Source organism: Pseudomonas sp. NFX71, assembly GCF_048079215.1.
Classification (GTDB): domain Bacteria; phylum Pseudomonadota; class Gammaproteobacteria; order Pseudomonadales; family Pseudomonadaceae; genus Aquipseudomonas; species Aquipseudomonas fluorescens_B.
Genome location: NZ_CP182230.1, coordinates 3,120,328 through 3,137,996, shown reverse-complemented (window position 1 = coordinate 3,137,996; position 17,669 = coordinate 3,120,328). Strand labels below are relative to the sequence as shown.

General features: G+C 59.9%; 13 protein-coding genes. 5 read left to right on the top strand and 8 right to left on the bottom strand.

The window, feature by feature from the left end; translation table 11 throughout:
- Positions 1 to 5: 5 nt before the first annotated feature.
- Complete coding sequence (locus tag ACM1ZW_RS14395; protein ID WP_416740746.1) at positions 6 to 3,047, top strand: membrane-targeted effector domain-containing toxin; 3,042 nt, start codon at positions 6 to 8, stop codon at positions 3,045 to 3,047.
- 72 nt (positions 3,048 to 3,119) lie between these two features.
- Here the strand turns inward: ACM1ZW_RS14395 and guaA are convergent, their stop codons facing one another.
- The 4 genes from guaA to ACM1ZW_RS14375 all read right to left on the bottom strand — a co-directional run bounded on the left by guaA (position 3,120) and on the right by ACM1ZW_RS14375 (position 7,856).
- Positions 3,120 to 4,697, bottom strand: a complete 1,578-nt coding sequence (guaA, locus tag ACM1ZW_RS14390; protein WP_017340297.1) for a glutamine-hydrolyzing GMP synthase — start codon at positions 4,695 to 4,697, stop codon at positions 3,120 to 3,122.
- A gap of 100 nt (positions 4,698 to 4,797) precedes the next feature.
- Positions 4,798 to 6,267, bottom strand: a complete 1,470-nt coding sequence (gene guaB, locus ACM1ZW_RS14385; protein ID WP_017340298.1) for an IMP dehydrogenase — start codon at positions 6,265 to 6,267, stop codon at positions 4,798 to 4,800.
- A 117-nt stretch (positions 6,268 to 6,384) separates the two neighbouring features.
- Positions 6,385 to 6,933 (bottom strand): hypothetical protein, encoded by a 549-nt coding sequence (locus tag ACM1ZW_RS14380; RefSeq protein WP_017340299.1) that lies wholly within the window; start codon positions 6,931 to 6,933, stop codon positions 6,385 to 6,387.
- 155 nt (positions 6,934 to 7,088) lie between these two features.
- Positions 7,089 to 7,856 (bottom strand): sulfite exporter TauE/SafE family protein, encoded by a 768-nt coding sequence (locus tag ACM1ZW_RS14375; RefSeq protein WP_017340300.1) that lies wholly within the window; start codon positions 7,854 to 7,856, stop codon positions 7,089 to 7,091.
- 100 nt (positions 7,857 to 7,956) lie between these two features.
- On the opposite strand from ACM1ZW_RS14375, the gene ACM1ZW_RS14370 reads away from it, so the two are divergent.
- The 4 genes from ACM1ZW_RS14370 to leuA all read left to right on the top strand — a co-directional run bounded on the left by ACM1ZW_RS14370 (position 7,957) and on the right by leuA (position 13,310).
- The gene (locus ACM1ZW_RS14370; RefSeq protein ID WP_416740745.1) at positions 7,957 to 8,907 is read left to right on the top strand and encodes a LysR family transcriptional regulator; all 951 of its coding nucleotides are present in this window, start codon (positions 7,957 to 7,959) and stop codon (positions 8,905 to 8,907) included.
- An 85-nt stretch (positions 8,908 to 8,992) separates the two neighbouring features.
- Positions 8,993 to 10,372, top strand: coding sequence for an exodeoxyribonuclease VII large subunit (xseA, locus tag ACM1ZW_RS14365; RefSeq protein WP_416740744.1), 1,380 nt, complete (start codon positions 8,993 to 8,995; stop codon positions 10,370 to 10,372).
- A 3-nt stretch (positions 10,373 to 10,375) separates the two neighbouring features.
- Positions 10,376 to 11,197: a M23 family metallopeptidase gene (locus ACM1ZW_RS14360; protein ID WP_017340303.1), complete on the top strand. Its 822-nt coding sequence runs from the start codon at positions 10,376 to 10,378 to the stop codon at positions 11,195 to 11,197.
- 433 nt (positions 11,198 to 11,630) lie between these two features.
- Positions 11,631 to 13,310 carry a 2-isopropylmalate synthase gene (gene leuA / locus ACM1ZW_RS14355; RefSeq protein WP_017340305.1) on the top strand — a complete coding sequence of 560 codons (1,680 nt, stop codon included), beginning with the start codon at positions 11,631 to 11,633 and terminating at the stop codon, positions 13,308 to 13,310.
- A gap of 133 nt (positions 13,311 to 13,443) precedes the next feature.
- Here leuA and ACM1ZW_RS14350 read toward each other — a convergent pair whose 3' ends face one another.
- From ACM1ZW_RS14350 to der, 4 genes are all read right to left on the bottom strand, one after another.
- Positions 13,444 to 13,836, bottom strand: a complete 393-nt coding sequence (locus ACM1ZW_RS14350) for a hypothetical protein (protein ID WP_017340306.1) — start codon at positions 13,834 to 13,836, stop codon at positions 13,444 to 13,446.
- Between the two features lie 79 nt (positions 13,837 to 13,915).
- Positions 13,916 to 14,707: an amidohydrolase gene (locus ACM1ZW_RS14345; protein WP_416740743.1), complete on the bottom strand. Its 792-nt coding sequence runs from the start codon at positions 14,705 to 14,707 to the stop codon at positions 13,916 to 13,918.
- Positions 14,695 to 15,843, bottom strand: coding sequence for a pyridoxal phosphate-dependent aminotransferase (locus ACM1ZW_RS14340; RefSeq protein ID WP_414879454.1), 1,149 nt, complete (start codon positions 15,841 to 15,843; stop codon positions 14,695 to 14,697). Before ACM1ZW_RS14340 ends, ACM1ZW_RS14345 begins: the two co-directional genes overlap by 13 nt.
- 292 nt (positions 15,844 to 16,135) lie before the next feature.
- Entirely contained in the window at positions 16,136 to 17,605 is a 1,470-nt protein-coding gene (gene der, locus ACM1ZW_RS14335; protein ID WP_017340309.1) for a ribosome biogenesis GTPase Der, read from the bottom strand.
- Between the last annotated feature and the right edge of the window lie 64 nt (positions 17,606 to 17,669).

Sequence of the window (17,669 nt, the reverse complement as noted above, 5' to 3'; positions counted from 1 at the left end):
AGACCATGTCCACCGAACAAAATACCCCCGCATCACGCAATGCCGCCGACCAGGAAAAACTCAAACTCATCGCGCCGGTCGTTGTGACAGCCTGCCCCGGTTTGCAGGAGGAAGCCCATGCGGTAGCCCGTGAAATCCTGCAAAAACACGGCATCACCCACCTGGACCCCGATCAGGTCTGGTGGCATCGCTTCGACAATGTCTCGGCCAGCAGCAGCAAGGCCTTTCTGGGTTGGGAGCACGCGCCAAAACCCAGTGAATCCTTCACCCTGACGCAACTGGTGATCCATCGGTACCGCGTGACCGACCAGGACGACGCCCTCGAACTGAACAGCAATGGCGGTTTTTACACCGCGGATGCCGACGCCAGCATTTACAACGAAACCAATGAAGTGCGGATGTACCCCAGCAAGGTGCTCGCCGACCTGTGGGAGAAGAACCTCAGTGAGCGCTATCTGCATAAACTTAATGCCTTCTGGGCCACCCATTTCGATGACTACCGGACCCTGGCCAAATGTAATTACCTGAGCAAAGCCATCGAGGCCCGCGAAAGCGGTCAGCTGGGGGAAGAGGATTTCCAGACCGCCATCAGGGCCGTCGTCGATGGCGCATCCTGGCCGATCACCCTGGCGACCCTGCAAGCGCAAACCGCTACGCCTGCGGATCTTCGTGTCTGCGCGCTGGATGTCGCCGGGCATGTCGCCACCGATATTCTGCGCATCGTTGAGAGCAACGGTCGGCAGATCACGTACGTTCCCGGCGCCGCTGAGCCCTTCCACGTGCACCCGACAGTGACGGACATGCACTGGTGGATGTTGCTGCAAATGAACGAAGAAAAGCCCCGTACCGAGTTCATGACCCATTTCCCGCTGTCGGTGCGCAAGGAAGTGCAGGACAACATCACCCCGTTGATGAATCAGCTGGTCGGCACCTGGGGCAAATACGACCACCATTTGATCAATCAAAAAGACATCACCCTCAGCGGTGACGTATTCACTTGGCAGAGCCAGGCGGTCAAGAGCGCGATGCTGGAAGAGGCCAATCTGACCCTGGTGACCAATGGACAGATGCGCGAGCACCTGTGGCTGGGTTATCTGACCGTCGGCCTGAAGGTCTTCGGCCCGTTGGCAGTACTCGGCTGGCCAATCGCCCTGCCGGTGATCGGGGCCAGCATCGCAGCGATGGGTTTGAACATCGACAAGGCCGTCAATGGCAAGACGGCAGCGGAACGCAAGGCGGGGGTCATCGGCGCGGTGCTCGCCGGCGTCAACACCCTGTTCAATATCCCGTTACTCAAGGAAATCAACGTATTGGACGACGTCGGGGCGGCGGCCGAGGCGGCAGAAGCGGCCGAGATGGCGGATTTGAACAAGACGCTCGACCCGCAAGAAACCGTCGACCCGCAGGCGCCCGTAGAGCCAGAGGAAAGTCCTCTGCCAGCGGGTCTGTTGCCCACCCTGCCAGATGAAATCGAGCAAGCGTTGGAATTGCCGGAACACTGGCAAAGCAATGAAATCCTCGAAAGCTACACCATGGCCACCAGTGGCAAATTCCAGGGTGTCTACACGCTGGATTCACAGCCTTCCAACGCTATCCTGATAAACGATCAGGCCTACTACGTGCGTTATGAGGCAGACGTCAACGGCGGCGGAACCTGGGCCATCATCGACCCGGAGAACCCGAATGCCTTTACCGGATCGATTCCCGTACGCCTGAATGCCGAGGGGGAATGGGAGCTGACGGCGAAACGAGGGTTGACCGGTGGCGGCAAAGGCCTGAGCAAGCCTGTTCCCGGGCCATCCAGGCCGCTCCCCCATGTCCGGCCACGTCATTCCGTCGAACACTTGACGAGATACGACGCCCCCAATGGACGTTCGCTGAACTTCCTGGCGTTGGGAGAGCAAGAGACTCACATAAAAATCATCACGTTGCCTAACGGGTATCTCAAAGGGGTCACCCCTTATGAAGAGTTCGTCGCGGGACGTCGCACGGTACTGGTCAGGGATGCGACCGGTTTCCAGCGTCCGGAGGGCTTTTTCGCTTCGCTGCCCCCTCGCCCGACTCAGCCCGTGATCACTCCCTCCACCACTGTTACAGAACTCATCGAGAAAGTATTCGACGCAGCGCCGGGGCTGGTGGTCGGTGAAAGCCAGGATCGCATCGCCAGTATGCGGTTCCTGATCGAAAACATGCCGACATTGGCCAGGCAAGGCGTCAAGACGATCTACATGCATCGGCTGCTCAACGACTTCAATCAAGTCGACCTGAACGACTTCGCCGATACCGGGCAGATGCATGGCATGCTGGAAAAGTATCTGCAAAAACTGCCGGGCGATCCTGCCGGACAGTACACGCCTCTGGAAGTCGTCAGGACAGCCCAACAGAACGGCATTCGAATCCAGGCCACCGATTGCCTGGCAAGCTATCGCCACACCGACTCGAACTTCCGCGCCCTGTCACGACAATCCGTCAAGACCTACCTCACCCATACCATCATGCGAGCCACTCAAGCCCGCAACGGCGGCGGAAAATGGGTGGTGCTCACCGATCAGGAGAGTACCAACACGTTCAGGGGAATGGCCGGCATCAGCGAAACAGAGGGAGGGATCGGCTTACGCATCGAAGAAGTGGGCCCTGACCAGAACCTGCACCTGGACATCGACCAAGGCATCGACGTTGGCCGTGACTTTGCAGAGGTTACCACCCAGATGCGCGGCAATGTCGACACGTTGTACGCCGACATCAGCCTGCAGATGCCGACTCAGGCCATTCCAAGAACGCAACAGCAAATCAATCAGCTGCTGTTCCGCCAAGGCATGTTTACCATTGAAAGGTCAGACGAAACCTTGACGCTGATCCATCGCAGCCGGACCAACCTGATTATGCGAACGATGATCGAGCGCACAGCGGATGGCGGCTTTCGCATCGACCGTCCGGCCTGGGCCGCCGTGCATCAGGTGACCTACGCGAATCTGATCAGCCTTGTCCACGCACTCAACCGCATGGGCCTGACGCTGGAAGGACGCCTGCCCACTGTAGCGGCCTGATCGAAAAAAAAGCCCCGTGAACTCACATTCACGGGGCCTTTCGGGTGTTACAGACGATCGGTCAGACCGGGATCATTCCCACTCAATCGTCGCCGGCGGCTTGCTCGACACGTCGTAGGTGACGCGGGAGATGCCTTCGATTTCATTGATGATGCGGCCGCTGACGGTTTCCAGCAGTTCGTAAGGCAGGTGCGCCCAACGCGCGGTCATGAAGTCGATGGTTTCCACGGCACGCAGGGCCACGACCCAGGCGTAACGACGGCCATCGCCTACAACGCCAACGGATTTCACCGGCTGGAACACCACGAACGCCTGGCTGACTTTGTGGTACCAGTCGGCCTTGCGCAGTTCTTCGATGAAGATGTGGTCGGCGCGACGCAGCAGGTCGGCGTATTCCTTCTTCACTTCACCGAGGATCCGCACGCCCAGGCCCGGGCCCGGGAACGGGTGACGGTAGACCATGTCGTACGGCAGGCCGAGTTCCAGGCCCAGACGACGGACTTCGTCCTTGAACAGCTCGCGCAGGGGTTCAACCAGCTTGAGGTTCATTTCTTCCGGCAGGCCGCCCACGTTGTGGTGCGACTTGATCACGTGGGCCTTGCCGCTTTTCGCGCCAGCCGACTCGATCACGTCCGGGTAGATAGTGCCTTGGGCGAGGTACTTGATGTTGTCCAGTTTGTTGGACTGGGCATCGAAGACGTCGATGAAGGTACGACCGATGATCTTGCGCTTTTTCTCTGGATCGCTTTCGCCGGCCAGGTTGTTCAGGAACTGGTCTTCAGCATTGGCGCGGATCACCTTGACGCCCATGTTCTCGGCGAACATGGCCATCACTTGCTCGCCTTCATGCAGACGCAGCAGGCCGTTGTCGACGAAGACGCAGGTCAACTGGTCGCCGATGGCTTTGTGCAGCAGCGCGGCAACCACCGAGGAGTCGACACCGCCGGACAGGCCGAGCAGGACGTTGTCGGTGCCGACCTGGGCGCGAACCTGAGCGATGGCGTCTTCAGCAATCTTCGACGGCGTCCACAGCGCTTCGCAACCGCAGATGTCGAGGATGAAGCGCGAGAGGATGCGACCGCCCTGTTTGGTGTGGGTCACTTCCGGGTGGAACTGCACGCCGTAGTAGCCGCGAGCGTCGTCGAACATGCCGGCAATCGGGCAGCTCGGGGTGCTGGCCAGGATGTGGAATTCCTCTGGCATCCGGGTGACTTTGTCACCGTGGCTCATCCACACGTCGAGGCCGAACAGGCCGTCGGCGTCGATATGGTCTTCGATGCCGTCGAGCAGGCGGCTCTTGCCGACCACGTCAACGCGAGCGTAACCGAACTCACGCAGTTCGGAACCTTCAACCTTGCCACCCAGCTGTTCAGCCATGGTCTGCATGCCGTAGCAGATACCGAAGACCGGTACGCCCAGGTCAAATACGGCTTGCGGGCAGCGCGGACTGTCGGCTACGTGCACGGACTCGGGGCCGCCGGCGAGAATGACGCCTTTTGGAGCGAATTCGCGAATCGCTTCTTCATCCATGTCGAACGGATGCAGTTCGCAGTACACGCCGATTTCACGCACGCGGCGGGCAATCAGCTGGGTGTACTGGGAACCGAAATCGAGGATCAGGATGCGGTGAGCGTGAATGTCGAGGGCCATGATTCAGTCTCGTCTAAGTAATTCAGAAACAGTCGTGATTCAGAAACAACTCGGGGCTGAATCGAACAGCCCCGGGTTACTTAACGTTTTGCTTGAAGCCTCAACCTACGCGGTAGTTTGGCGCTTCTTTGGTGATCTGCACGTCGTGGACGTGGGACTCGGCCATGCCAGCGCCGGTGATCCGCACGAACTCAGGCTTGGTGCGCATCTCTTCGATGTCGGCACTGCCGGTGTAGCCCATCGAGGAACGCAGGCCGCCCATCAGTTGATGGATGATGGCGCTCAGGGAGCCCTTGTAAGGAACACGCCCTTCGATGCCTTCCGGAACCAGCTTCTCGGCACCCGCGGAGGAGTCCTGGAAGTAACGGTCGGAGGAACCCTGGGCCTGGGACATGGCGCCCAGCGAACCCATGCCGCGGTAAGCCTTGTACGAACGACCCTGGAACAGTTCGATCTCGCCCGGCGCTTCTTCAGTACCGGCGAACATCGAGCCCATCATCACGCAGGAAGCACCGGCAACGATGGCCTTGGACAGGTCACCGGAGAAACGGATGCCGCCGTCGGCGATCAACGGAACGCCAGTGCCTTCAAGGGCAGCGGCGACGTTGGCGATTGCACTGATTTGCGGGACGCCGACACCGGCGACGATGCGGGTGGTGCAGATCGAGCCAGGGCCGATACCGACCTTGACGGCGTCGGCGCCAGCTTCGGCCAGGGCCTTGGCGGCAGCGCCGGTGGCGATGTTGCCGCCGATGACCTGCACTTCAGGGAAGTTCTGTTTGACCCAACGAACGCGGTCGATCACGCCTTTGGAGTGACCGTGTGCGGTGTCGACCACCACCACGTCAACGCCGGCATTGACCAGTGCAGCGACGCGGTCACCGGTGTCTTTACCGGTGCCGACCGCAGCGCCAACTCGCAGACGACCTTGATCGTCCTTGCTGGCCAGCGGGTAAGCCTTGGCTTTCTCGATGTCTTTGACGGTCATCATGCCTTTGAGGGCGAATTTGTCGTCGACGATCAGGACTTTTTCCAGGCGGTGCTTGTGCAGCAACTCGCGGACTTCGTTCTTGTTGGCGCCTTCGCGGACGGTGACCAGACGCTCTTTAGGCGTCATCACTTCACGTACGGTGGCTTCCAGACGGGTTTCGAAGCGCACGTCACGGGAAGTGACGATGCCGACCAGGTCGCCATCGTGCAGTACCGGAACGCCGGAGATGTTGTGCATGCGGGTCAGTTCGAACAGATCACGAACCGTGGCGTCAGCCTCGATGGTGATCGGGTCCTTGACCACGCCGGCTTCGAACTTCTTGACCTTGCGCACTTCGGCAGCTTGCTGCTCGATGGTCATGTTCTTGTGGATGATACCGATGCCACCTTCCTGAGCCATGGCAATTGCCAGACGGGCTTCAGTAACGGTGTCCATGGCGGCAGAAACCAGAGGAATATTCAGCTCGATGCCACGGGTAAGGCGGGTCTTGAGACTGACTTCGTTAGGAAGCACCTCGGAATAACCAGGCACTAGTAGAATGTCGTCGAATGTCAGAGCTTCTTGGCTGATACGCAGCATCGCGGGGGCTCCCGAGCGGGAAAATGGAAGCGCGCCATTATAGTCAGACACCCCCTCGGGTTCAATGTAAAACTCTGTCTATTATTGGCATTACTGATATACGGGGATTGTCGCCGCCTACAACTCGACTTTCACCCAACTGACCGGTTGATCCAGCCAATCGGCGAACTCATCGATGAAGCTCTGCTTGAACCCCGCCTCGGCCCAGTTGTTGAAAATGAATCCCAGGTTGGAAAAGCCGCACTCCTGCAGGAAAAGAAAGCCGTTGATGTCGTCTTCATGCCCGCACTCCGGGCAGGTGAAGTTATCGGTGCGCCCCGGCATCCAGTCTTCCAGGCTTTCGAACAGCGCTTCGCCGACTTCCTTGCGGCATTCGGCGCAGCCCGCTTCTTCAAGGAAACCCTTGGCCGGCGTGTAGATGCAGCGTTTGGTAATGATCTCGAGGCCATTGATCGGCTCGCCGAACGGCAATGCTTCCGGGTGCAGGACCACGGCACGGGCACCGTCGGCGATCGCGTGGCCCATGCGGTTGCCGGTTCGGCCGCAGGTGGTCAGCTCTTCCTTGACGATGTTCTTGCGCACCAGCCACCGCACGACCGCCCTTGCCCGGGGTTCGTGCACCGGCAGCGTGGAGATTTTAGGGACGATGATGCTTTGCGAATTCATGGGTGCAAGCCTGCTGCGTCGAAATGGGGGTTCTGCGGCGTACCGTTTGACGCCTTCGCGGACATAACAATCATGTTCACCCCGCTCACTGTGGGAGCGGGCTTGCCCGCGAAGGCGTCGGAGCGGCGGGCAGCTTAATCCCTGACGAAATCCGGTCAAGTACTCAAATACCGGCCGACCAGCGCAATCCCGCTGGCCAGCACCAACCAGGTCACCAGCCGCACGAATGCCTCGCGGGACAATCTCATGGTCAGCCGCCGGCCAATCCACAGCCCCAACGCCATGGCCGGCAACAAACACAGCGCCAACATCAACAAGGGTAGCTCGGCGTACACACCCGCGACAGCAAACAGGCTCAGGCGCACCACGGTGCTGCAACTGATCAGAGCGCTTTGGGTCGCCCGCGCCGCGTCTTTTGGTAACCGACTGTTCAAATAGATCGCATATAAAAAGCCGCCACTGCCAAACAGCGCACCGAACATCCCGCCGACCGTGCCCATCGGCACCGCCCAACCTGCCGACAACTGCGTCGGGCGGGTTTTGACCCACAGGCTGTAAACCGCATAGGCGCTGATAAACACCCCCATCAACAGCAACAACAGATCGGATTTCAGGTTCAGCAGAAAGATCACACCCACCGTGCAACCCACCGCCATGCACGGCAGCAGCCGCAGCAGTTCCGGCTTGGCCACATCCCGACGCGAGGGCAGCAGATTGCCGAACGCCGCGACAAAATCCAGTAGCACCAGCAACGGCACGATCTTCGATAGCGGCATGAACAGAATCAGAATCGGCCCGGCCACCAGTGCGGTACCGAACCCGGCAATGCCAAACACGATGTAAGCCAGGGCAATGCCCAACCCGATCACCAGCCAATCCGTCGCGCCAAATGGCCATTGGTGCAACAACTCAAACGCGTTCATCGGCACGCCTTCATTAAATACTTGTGATGACTTTAGCCAGCGCGGAGCCTTGCGACTAATATCTTCAAAGCCCATCTCTCATCTCAAAAAGGCATGCCTCGTGCTTTCAACCCGTCAATTGCGTTACTTCGTGGAGATCGCCGAGTGCGGGAGTTTCAGTGCAGCCGCTGAGCGTTTGTTTGTTGCGCAGTCAGCGTTGAGCCGGCAAATAAAGGACATGGAAACCCGCCTGCAAACACCCTTGTTCGAGCGCACTGCACGCCAGCCTCGACTGACGGCCGCCGGTGAAGCCTTCCTGCCCCGGGCCAGAAACCTGCTGAACGAATTGGCCAAAGCCAGCGAGATGGCCACCCAGGTCGGCAATGGAGAACTCGGCACCCTGCGCCTAAGCCATTCCAGCACCGTCCCCATGAGTGGCCGTCTGCTGCGAGGCATCAGCGACTATTTGAGCCAGCATGTCGGTGTGTCCATGGACATCGCCAAGCTGTCTTCCGAAGCGCAACTTGAAGCGTTGGCCGACAACCGGCTTGATGTCGGGCTGCTGCGCCTGCCGGTGTTGCGCCAACGTGAAGGCGTGCAGATTGCTCCTTTGTACAACGAACGATTGCTGCTGGCCGTTCCGCCCAATCACCGGCTGGCTGTGGATAAGTCCGCTCAGGGCATCGACCTGGCGCAACTGAAGGATGAGGCGTTTATCTCTATTCCCCATCCCCAACGCGGCGGGCTGAGTTATTTGTCCGCCGAGCTGTGCATGCGTCAGGGTTTCTTTCCAAAAGCGGCCCGAGTGGTGTCGCGCAAAACCACGCAACTGCAGTTGATTCAGGCCGGGTTCGGCATCGCCCTGCTGCCGGAGTCGATGCAGGACATTGCGCCACCCGACATTCATTTCCTGCCCTTGGCCGACCCGGATTGCCACAGCACCGTCGCCCTCGCCTGCCGGCAGAATCCGACGGCGCTGGTTCAACACTTCATCAACACCTGCACAGATCATTGTGGGGGCGAGCTTGTTCGCGAAGGTGGTGTGTCAGTCGACATGAAGGTTGAATGTTAAACCGCTTTCGCGAGCAAGCCCGCACACAGGGGGATTTGCGTTGGCTCATGGAGATTCGCATGCGAATGCCTTTAAACTGCGCCCCATGATTAAAGATCCCTTTGCAAGACTCGGCCTGGACCGTGAAGTCCTGACTGTCAGCCAGCTCAACGGCCGCGCGCGGGTGTTGCTCGAAGACGTGTTCAGCAATATCTGGGTCGAAGGCGAAATCTCCAACCTCGCCCGTCCGGCGTCCGGCCACGTGTATTTCACCCTCAAGGACAGCGGTGCCCAGGTGCGTTGCGCATTGTTCCGGCAGAACGCGGCACGGGTTCGTCAGGCGCTGAAGGACGGCCTGGCGGTCAAGGTGCGCGGCAAGGTTTCGCTGTTCGAAGGGCGTGGCGACTATCAACTGATCCTCGATACCGTTGAGCCGGCCGGTGATGGCGCGCTGCGCCTGGCGTTCGATGCCTTGAAAGAGAAACTCAGCGCGGAAGGCCTGTTCAGCGCCGAACGCAAAGTACCGCTGCCGGCGCATCCGCAGCGCATTGGCATCATCAGTTCACCGACCGGCGCAGTGATCCGCGACATCATCAGCGTGTTCCGCCGCCGTGCGCCGCAGGTGCAGCTGACACTGATCCCCACCGCGGTGCAGGGCCGCGAAGCGACGGCGCAGATTGTCCGTGCGCTGAAACTGGCGGACGCCCGTTGTTTCGATGCATTGATCCTGGCCCGTGGCGGCGGCTCGCTGGAAGACCTGTGGTGTTTCAACGAAGAAGCCGTGGCCCGCGCCGTGGACGCTTGCGTGACGCCGATTGTCAGCGCCGTCGGCCATGAAACCGATGTCTCGATCAGCGACTTCGTCGCCGACGTTCGCGCCCCGACCCCTTCCGCCGCCGCTGAACTGCTGGCGCCGGATTCCAGCGACCTGGTGCGTCGGGTCGAGAGCCTGCATCGACGGCTGGTGATGCGCATGCGCGACCGCCTGATGCGTGATCGCCTGCGCCTTGAAGGCATCTCTCGCCGCTTGCGTCATCCCGGCGAACGCCTGCGCCAGCAGGCGCAACGGCTGGATGATCTGGACATGCGCATGCGCCGCGCCTTCGAACGCAGCCTCAATACCCGTCGCGAACGCTTGATCCGCCTGGAGACCCGCCTCGCGGCGCAACATCCGGGGCGCCAACTGGCAATGCTGCGCCAGCGTCTCGACAGCCTCGCCGAACGTCTGCCCCGGGCCATCCGCGAAGGCCTCAAATCCCGTCGTCTGCAACTGCAAAGTCAGGTGCAGACGCTGCACGTGGTTAGCCCGCTGGCGACCCTCGGCCGTGGCTACAGCATTTTGCTCGACGAGCGCGGCAATGCGATCCGCAACGCCGCGCAAACCCACAACGGCCAGCGCCTGAAAGCCAAACTGGGCGAAGGCGAACTGCAAGTGCGGGTCGAAGACAATCACCTGACGCCCGTCACCCTTTCTTTACTGGATTGATCCATGCCGCGTTTTTTAGCTCCACTGCTGTTGCTGTGCCTGACCTTTAACGCCCACGCCGACAGCTACATCACCCGCCTGTTGAACAAACCGGTGCCGGGCGGCGTGGCGGTCTTGGATCTGGGCAGCGCTGCCCAGGCGCCGAAAGCCAGTTATCAAGGCAAACCGGTGTTGGTGGTCAAGGAGCAGAACAATTGGCTGGCGATTGTCGGTGTGCCGTTGACGGTCAAGCCGGGCACACAGCAGGTCAGCAGCGGCGGTCGCACGTTGAGTTTCACCGTCGGCAACAAGAAGTATCCGGAACAACGCATCACTTTGAAAAACACTCAACAGGTCAATCCGGACCCGGACAATCTCAAGCGCATCGAGCGCGAACTGGCGGAGCAGATCGCCGCGTACCGCACGTTCAGCCCGAATACCCCAAGCAACCTGCTGCTGGACAAACCGGTCAACGGCCCGCTGTCGAGCAAGTTCGGTGTGCGCCGCTTCTTCAATGGTGAAGAGCGCAATCCACACTCGGGCCTGGACTTCGCCGTAGGCGCTGGCACACCGATCAAGACCCCGGCCGCGGGCAAGGTGATTCTGATCGGTAACTACTTCTTTAATGGCAACACGGTATTTGTCGACCATGGGCAGGGCTTTATCAGCATGTTCTGCCACATGTCGAAAATCGATGTGAAGGTTGGCCAGCAATTGGCGCGTGGCGCAGTGGTCGGGAAGGTTGGCGCCACCGGGCGGGCGACCGGGCCGCATATGCACTGGAATGTCAGCCTGAATGATGCGCGGGTGGATCCAGCGATTTTCATTGGCGCGTTTCAGCCTTAAGGCATTTGTGAGGCGACTGGCCTCTTCGCGAGCAAGCCCGCGAAGACGGCCTCATAGTTGCCGAATCGCCGCCGGATAAATCGCGCAATTGGAATCGACACAGTCCAACGTCCTCAATTGCGCATCCCTCAACCCCCACGCAAACATCCACACAATCACGCTATTTCACCGCAATAAAATCTCGATAAATCTCTCCATTCGAGTATTCCTCTCAATTTTTTTCGACTGCTTGCCATCCTTCACCCTCGCGGTTAGGGTTGAAGGCATGAAAACCTCTCACACCCTCATTCAGCTTCGCCAGCACCGCAGCCTGTGCCTCGTCAGTGCACGACTGCCGGGCTGAATTGCGGCGCCTCGTCTTACGCTTTTCCCCAAGAACATTTGATCCACCGGCAGGCCGCCTTTTTTCGGCCCACACAATAAGGATTTCCCGATGAGCATGCTCAAAGACCCGTCTTCGAAATACCGCGCGTTCCCGACCATCGACATTCCGGACCGCACCTGGCCGTCGAAGACCATCACCGCCGCGCCGATCTGGTGCAGCTCCGACCTTCGCGACGGCAACCAGTCGCTGATCGAGCCGATGGACGCGGTCAAGAAGCTGCGTTTCTGGAAAACCCTGGTGCAGGTCGGCGTGAAAGAAATCGAAGCGTCCTTCCCGGCGGCGTCGCAAACCGACTTCGACTTCGTGCGTACCCTGATCGAAGGCAACCACATCCCGGACGACACCACCATTCAGGTGCTGACCCAGGGCCGTGAAGACCTGATCGAGCGCACCTTCGAATCCCTCCGTGGAGCGAAGAAAGCCATCGTTCACCTGTACAACGCGACCTCCCCTTCCTTCCGCCGCATTGTCTTCAACCAGGACAAGGACGGGATCAAGGCCATCGCGGTCAACGCTGCCAAGCTGTTCGTCAAATACGCCGCCCTTCAGCCGGACACGCAGTGGACTTTCGAATACTCGCCGGAAACCTTCAGCGCCACCGAACTGGAGTTCGCCAAGGAAGTCTGCGACGCGGTGATCGACGTCTGGAACCCGACGCCTGAGCACAAGGTGATCCTCAACCTGCCAGCCACCGTCGAATGCGCGACCCCGAACATCTACGCCGACCAGATCGAGTGGTTCGGCCGTCATATCAACCGTCGTGACAGCGTGATCATCAGCCTGCACACCCACAACGACCGTGGCACTGGCGTGGCCGCCACCGAGCTGGGCCTGATGGCTGGCGCGGATCGTGTCGAAGGCTGCCTGTTCGGCAACGGCGAGCGTACCGGCAACGTCGATCTCGTGACCGTGGCATTGAACCTGTACACCCAGGGCATTCACCCTGAGCTGGACTTCTCCGACATCGACGGCGTGCGCAAAGTCGTCGAAGAGTGCAACCAGATCCAGGTGCATCCGCGCCACCCGTACGTCGGCGACCTGGTTCACACCGCGTTCTCCGGCTCCCACCAGGACGCCATCCGCAAGGGCTTCGCCCAGCAGAAACCGGACGCCCTGTGGGAAGTGCCATACTTGCCGATCGACCCGGCCGACATCGGCCGCAGCTACGAGGCCGTGATCCGCGTCAACAGCCAGTCGGGCAAGGGCGGTATCGCTTACCTGCTGGAACAGGAATACGGCATCAGCTTGCCGCGTCGCATGCAGATCGAGTTCAGTCAGGTCGTGCAGCGCGAAACCGATCGCCTGGGTCTCGAAATGACCGCCCAGCAAATCCACGCGTTGCTGCACAGCGAGTACTTGCAGGCCAATACCCCGTACGCGCTGGTCAGCCATCGCCTGCAGGAAGAAAACGGTCACAGCGCCGTGGAAGTGGAAGTCTCCGGCAAAGGCCAGGGCGAAACCAACCTGCACTGGCGCGGCAAGGGCAACGGCGCGCTGGAAGCGCTGGTGGCCGGCCTGCCGATTCCGGTGGAAATCATGGACTACAACGAACACGCGATCGGCGCGGGCACCAACGCCAAGGCAGCGGCCTACATCGAGCTGCGCGTGAACGGTGAACGTGCCGTGCATGGCGTCGGCATCGATGAAAACATCACCACCGCCAGCTTCAAGGCCCTGTTCAGCGCGCTGAACCGCTCGTTGAGCCAGCCGGAAGCGAAAGCGGCGTAAGCATTCGCTGAAATGCAAAAGGCCCCGGGATGCAAACCTCGGGGCCTTTTTGTTTGCCTGCTGTTTTTGTGTTGCCTGTTATGGCCTCTTCGCGAGCAAGCCCGCGATGGGGGCCGCTCAGGCAACAACAATGTCAGGCATGAGTATCAACGCTAAACATCGCCTGCAACAACGCCGCCTGCAGCACCTGCAAGTTGCTGCTGGTCACGGCGATCTGGTTCTGGATTTCCATCACCTGCTGCGCCTCCTGCTCGTTGTCCTGACTCTTCTGCGCACTCGCCAGTTGAGCTTGCTGTTCGGCCAGCAATTTTTGCGTTTCTTCGATCTGCTTTTTCAACGCGGTAACCGGGTCGCTGGCGCTGCCGACCGAATCAATGTTGGCTCCGGCACTGTTGACGCGCAGCTTGCCATCCTCGCCAGTCGCGTCTTCAACCGGGACCAGCTTGCGTTCGTCAGGTTGACCGGTCGCGACGTTCGGCGACGACACAGCGTACGCGTTAATAGTGATGGTGCTCACGTTGATCATGGGTCACTCCTCCTTGGTTGACCTTGCTATCGGCCAGGCTGGAAAAATCTGCACTCATAAATCATCAAGACCTATCCGATCAGGTGAACTCAAACGTGTCAGCATCCAGATTCGCCGGAAAGCGCGTGCGATAAGCCTGAAGGTCGGCGGCATTCAGAACCACTTGAAACACGCCATCGGCTTCGCCGGCACTGAGCAACGTCTCGCCCTGGAAATCGAGCACCTGACTGTCACCGGTATACGCGAAGCCTTTTCCGTCAGTCCCGATGCGATTCACTGCGGCCACATAGCAAAGGTTTTCGATCGCCCGTGCCGGCAACAAACGGTTCCAGTGCTGACGCCGCGCGCCCGGCCAATTCGCGGTGTACAGCAACAGGTCAGTGTCCTGGGCATCGCGGCTCCACACTGGAAAGCGCAAGTCGTAGCAAATCAGCGGCCGCACACGCCAGCCTTTGAGTTCGAACTGCACCTGGCGCTCGCCCGGCGTGTAGTGATTGTGCTCGCCCGCCATGCGGAACAGGTGACGCTTGTCGTAGTGCCAGACTTCACCGTCCGGCCGTGCCCACAACAGGCGATTGCGATGACTGCCATCAGCGGCCTGAACGATGACGCTGCCGGTGATCACCGCATCGAGTTGCGCAGCCTGGGCGCGCAACCATTTGCTCGCAGGACCGTTTTCCGGCTCGGCGAGCGTCTCGGATTCCATGGAGAAACCGGTGGTGAACATCTCCGGCAGGATGATCAGGTCAGCACCGCGAGCCTGTTCCAGCAGTTGTTCGAAATGCTCCAGGTTGGCCTGGCGGTCATGCCAGGCCAGGGTCGTCTGGACCAGCGCAATGTTCAGATTCGGCAGTGCACTCAGATCACGCATAATTTTTCCGCTGCTTCACGCAGGGTCTCCTCACGCTTGGCAAAGCACAGACGCACCAGGCGCTGGCCTTCGGGTGGCGTCTGGTAGAACACCGAGATCGGGATGCTCGCCACACCGTGTTCGCGGGTCATCCACAGCGCCATCTCGACGTCGTTGAGGTCCGGGCGGATCTGCGAGTAATCGACCAACTGGAAATAGGTGCCGGTCACGCGGGTAAAACTGAAGCGCGATGGCGTCAGCAAGTCGCAGAACAGGTCGCGCTTGGCCTGATAAAAAGCCGGCAGCTCTTCGACATGCTCCGGGTGCTCGGCCATGAAATCGGCCAAGGCAAATTGCAGCGGGGTCACGCCGCAGAAACTGACGTACTGGTGCACCTTGCGCAGTTCCGCTGTGAGGGCCGGCGGTGCAACCACGTAGCCGGTTTTCCAGCCGGTGACGTGATAGGTCTTGCCGAACGAGCTGACCACAAAGGCTCGCTGATACAGCTCTTCGTGGTTCAGCACGCTGACGTGAGGTACACCGTCGAACACCAGGTGTTCATAAACTTCGTCGCTGACGAGGTAGATGTCGCGATCACGAATCAGATCCGCCAACTGATCCAGTTCGGCACGGCTGATCAGTGCGCCACTCGGGTTGTGCGGAGCGTTCAGCACAATCATCCGCGTGCGCGGCGTAATGGCCTCGGCCAGTTTCTGGAAGTCGATGGAGAAATCATTCAGCCCGAGCTGCACATGCACGCAACGACCACCGGCCAGCTCCACCGACGGCTCGTAACTGTCGTAGCACGGATCGAACACGATCACTTCGTCGCCGCTGTGGATCACCGCCTGAATCGCGCAGAAGATCGCCTGGGTGGCGCCGGGCGTGATGGTCACTTCGTTGTCGGCATCGACATTGACGCCATAGCTGCGAGCGATTTTCGCTGTCACTTGCTGACGCAGCGCCGGCAGGCCGGTCATCGGCGAATACTGGTTATGGCCATTGGCAACATGCCGACCGACCGCATCGCACAGGCCCTTGGGTGCATCGAAATCGGGAAAACCCTGGGACAGGTTGATCGCCCCGGTTTGCGCCGCGAGCTGAGACATCTGCGTGAAGATAGTGATGCCGACATTCGGCAGCTTACTGGTGATCATCGGTGATTCCCTGCTCTACACCCGGCTCTAACGGCGGCGCGGGAGAGCCCGAGGATAGCCCAAACGGCGCCCATAAAAAAAGGGCGCCAACCGGCACCCTTCTTTCTCAACATCACCGCATTACCTGTGGCGAGGGGATTTATCCCCGTTAGGTGGCGTAGCCGCCCCAAAACCATTCACTGCGGTTTGTCAGATAAACCGCGGCGCTGGGTTAACGACTACTTCGTAGCCGAACGGGGATAAATCCCCTCGCCACAACAGCCCTACACACAAGATAGTGCAAGGCTGCAAATCAACGCTTGTCGCGGCGCTTCTTGTCGGCCTTCTTGTGGTGCGACATCAAGCGACGCTTCTTGTTGACCTGGCGGTCTGTCAGCGAGTTCTTGTTGCCTTCGTACGGGTTCTCGCCGCCCTTGAACTCGATGCGGATCGGCGTACCGACCAGCTTCAAAACACGACGGTAAGTGTTTTCCAGATAACGAACGTAAGACTTCGGCACCTTCTCGATCTGGTTACCGTGAATCACGATGATCGGCGGGTTCGCGCCACCCAAGTGGGCGTAACGCAGCTTGATCCGGCGGTTGTTGACCATCGGTGGCGCGTGCTCACCGACCGCATCTTCCAGGATCTGGGTCAGGCGGTTGGTCGGCCAGCGGGTGACCGCGGACTTGAACGAGTTCTGTACGGAAGCGTAGAGGTTGCCCACGCCAGTGCCGTGCAGGGCCGAGATGAAGTGGATGTCGGCGTAGTCAACGAAGAACAGTCGACGTTGCAGCTCGACCTTCACGAAGTCACGCTCGCTCGGCGTCATGCCGTCCCACTTGTTGATCGCGATCACCAGCGCACGACCCGATTCGATGGCAAAGCCCAGCAGGTTCAGGTCGTGGTCCACCACGCCTTCGCGGGCGTCCATCACGAAGATCACGACGTTGGCGTCTTTGATCGCCTGCAGGGTTTTGACCACGGAGAATTTTTCGACTTCTTCGTGGATCTTGCCGCGCTTGCGCACACCGGCGGTGTCGATCAGCGTGTACTTCTCGTCGTTACGTTCGAACGGGATGTAGATACTGTCGCGGGTGGTGCCGGGCTGGTCATACACGATCACCCGGTCTTCACCGAGCATGCGGTTGACCAGGGTCGACTTGCCGACGTTCGGGCGGCCGATGATGGCGATCTTGATCCCGTCTTTTTCGCTCGGGCCAGGAATGCGCTTGGCTTCCTCGCCTTCGGCAACGATCTCTTCTTCGCCGTCTTCCGGTTCTTCTTCGTCTTTCGGGAAATCGCTCAGGGCGATTTCCAGCATCTGGGTGATGCCACGACCATGAGCACCGGCGATCGGGATCGCGTGGCCCATGCCCAACGGAGCGAATTCGGCGCGGGCCATTTCAGGGTCGATATTGTCGACCTTGTTGGCAACCACGTAGGAACGCTTGTTACGTTTGCGCAAATGCTCGGCGATCATCTGGTCGGCGGCGGTGAAACCGGCCTTGGCATCTACCAGGAACAGAACGACATCGGCTTCTTCAATGGCCAGCAGCGACTGCTCGGCCATTTTTTCGTCCATACCGTGCTCGTCACCGGAGATACCGCCGGTGTCGACCAGAATGTAGGAACGCCCTTGCCACTTGGCCTCACCGTATTGGCGATCACGGGTCAGACCGGACAAGTCGCCGACGATGGCGTCGCGAGTCCTGGTCAGGCGGTTGAACAAGGTGGACTTGCCGACGTTCGGTCGGCCCACCAGGGCGATTACGGGAACCATGCGGCTCTCCACTTCGTTATTTCAGAAAATACAAAAGCCGCTGCGAGGCAGCGGCTGGTGCTCG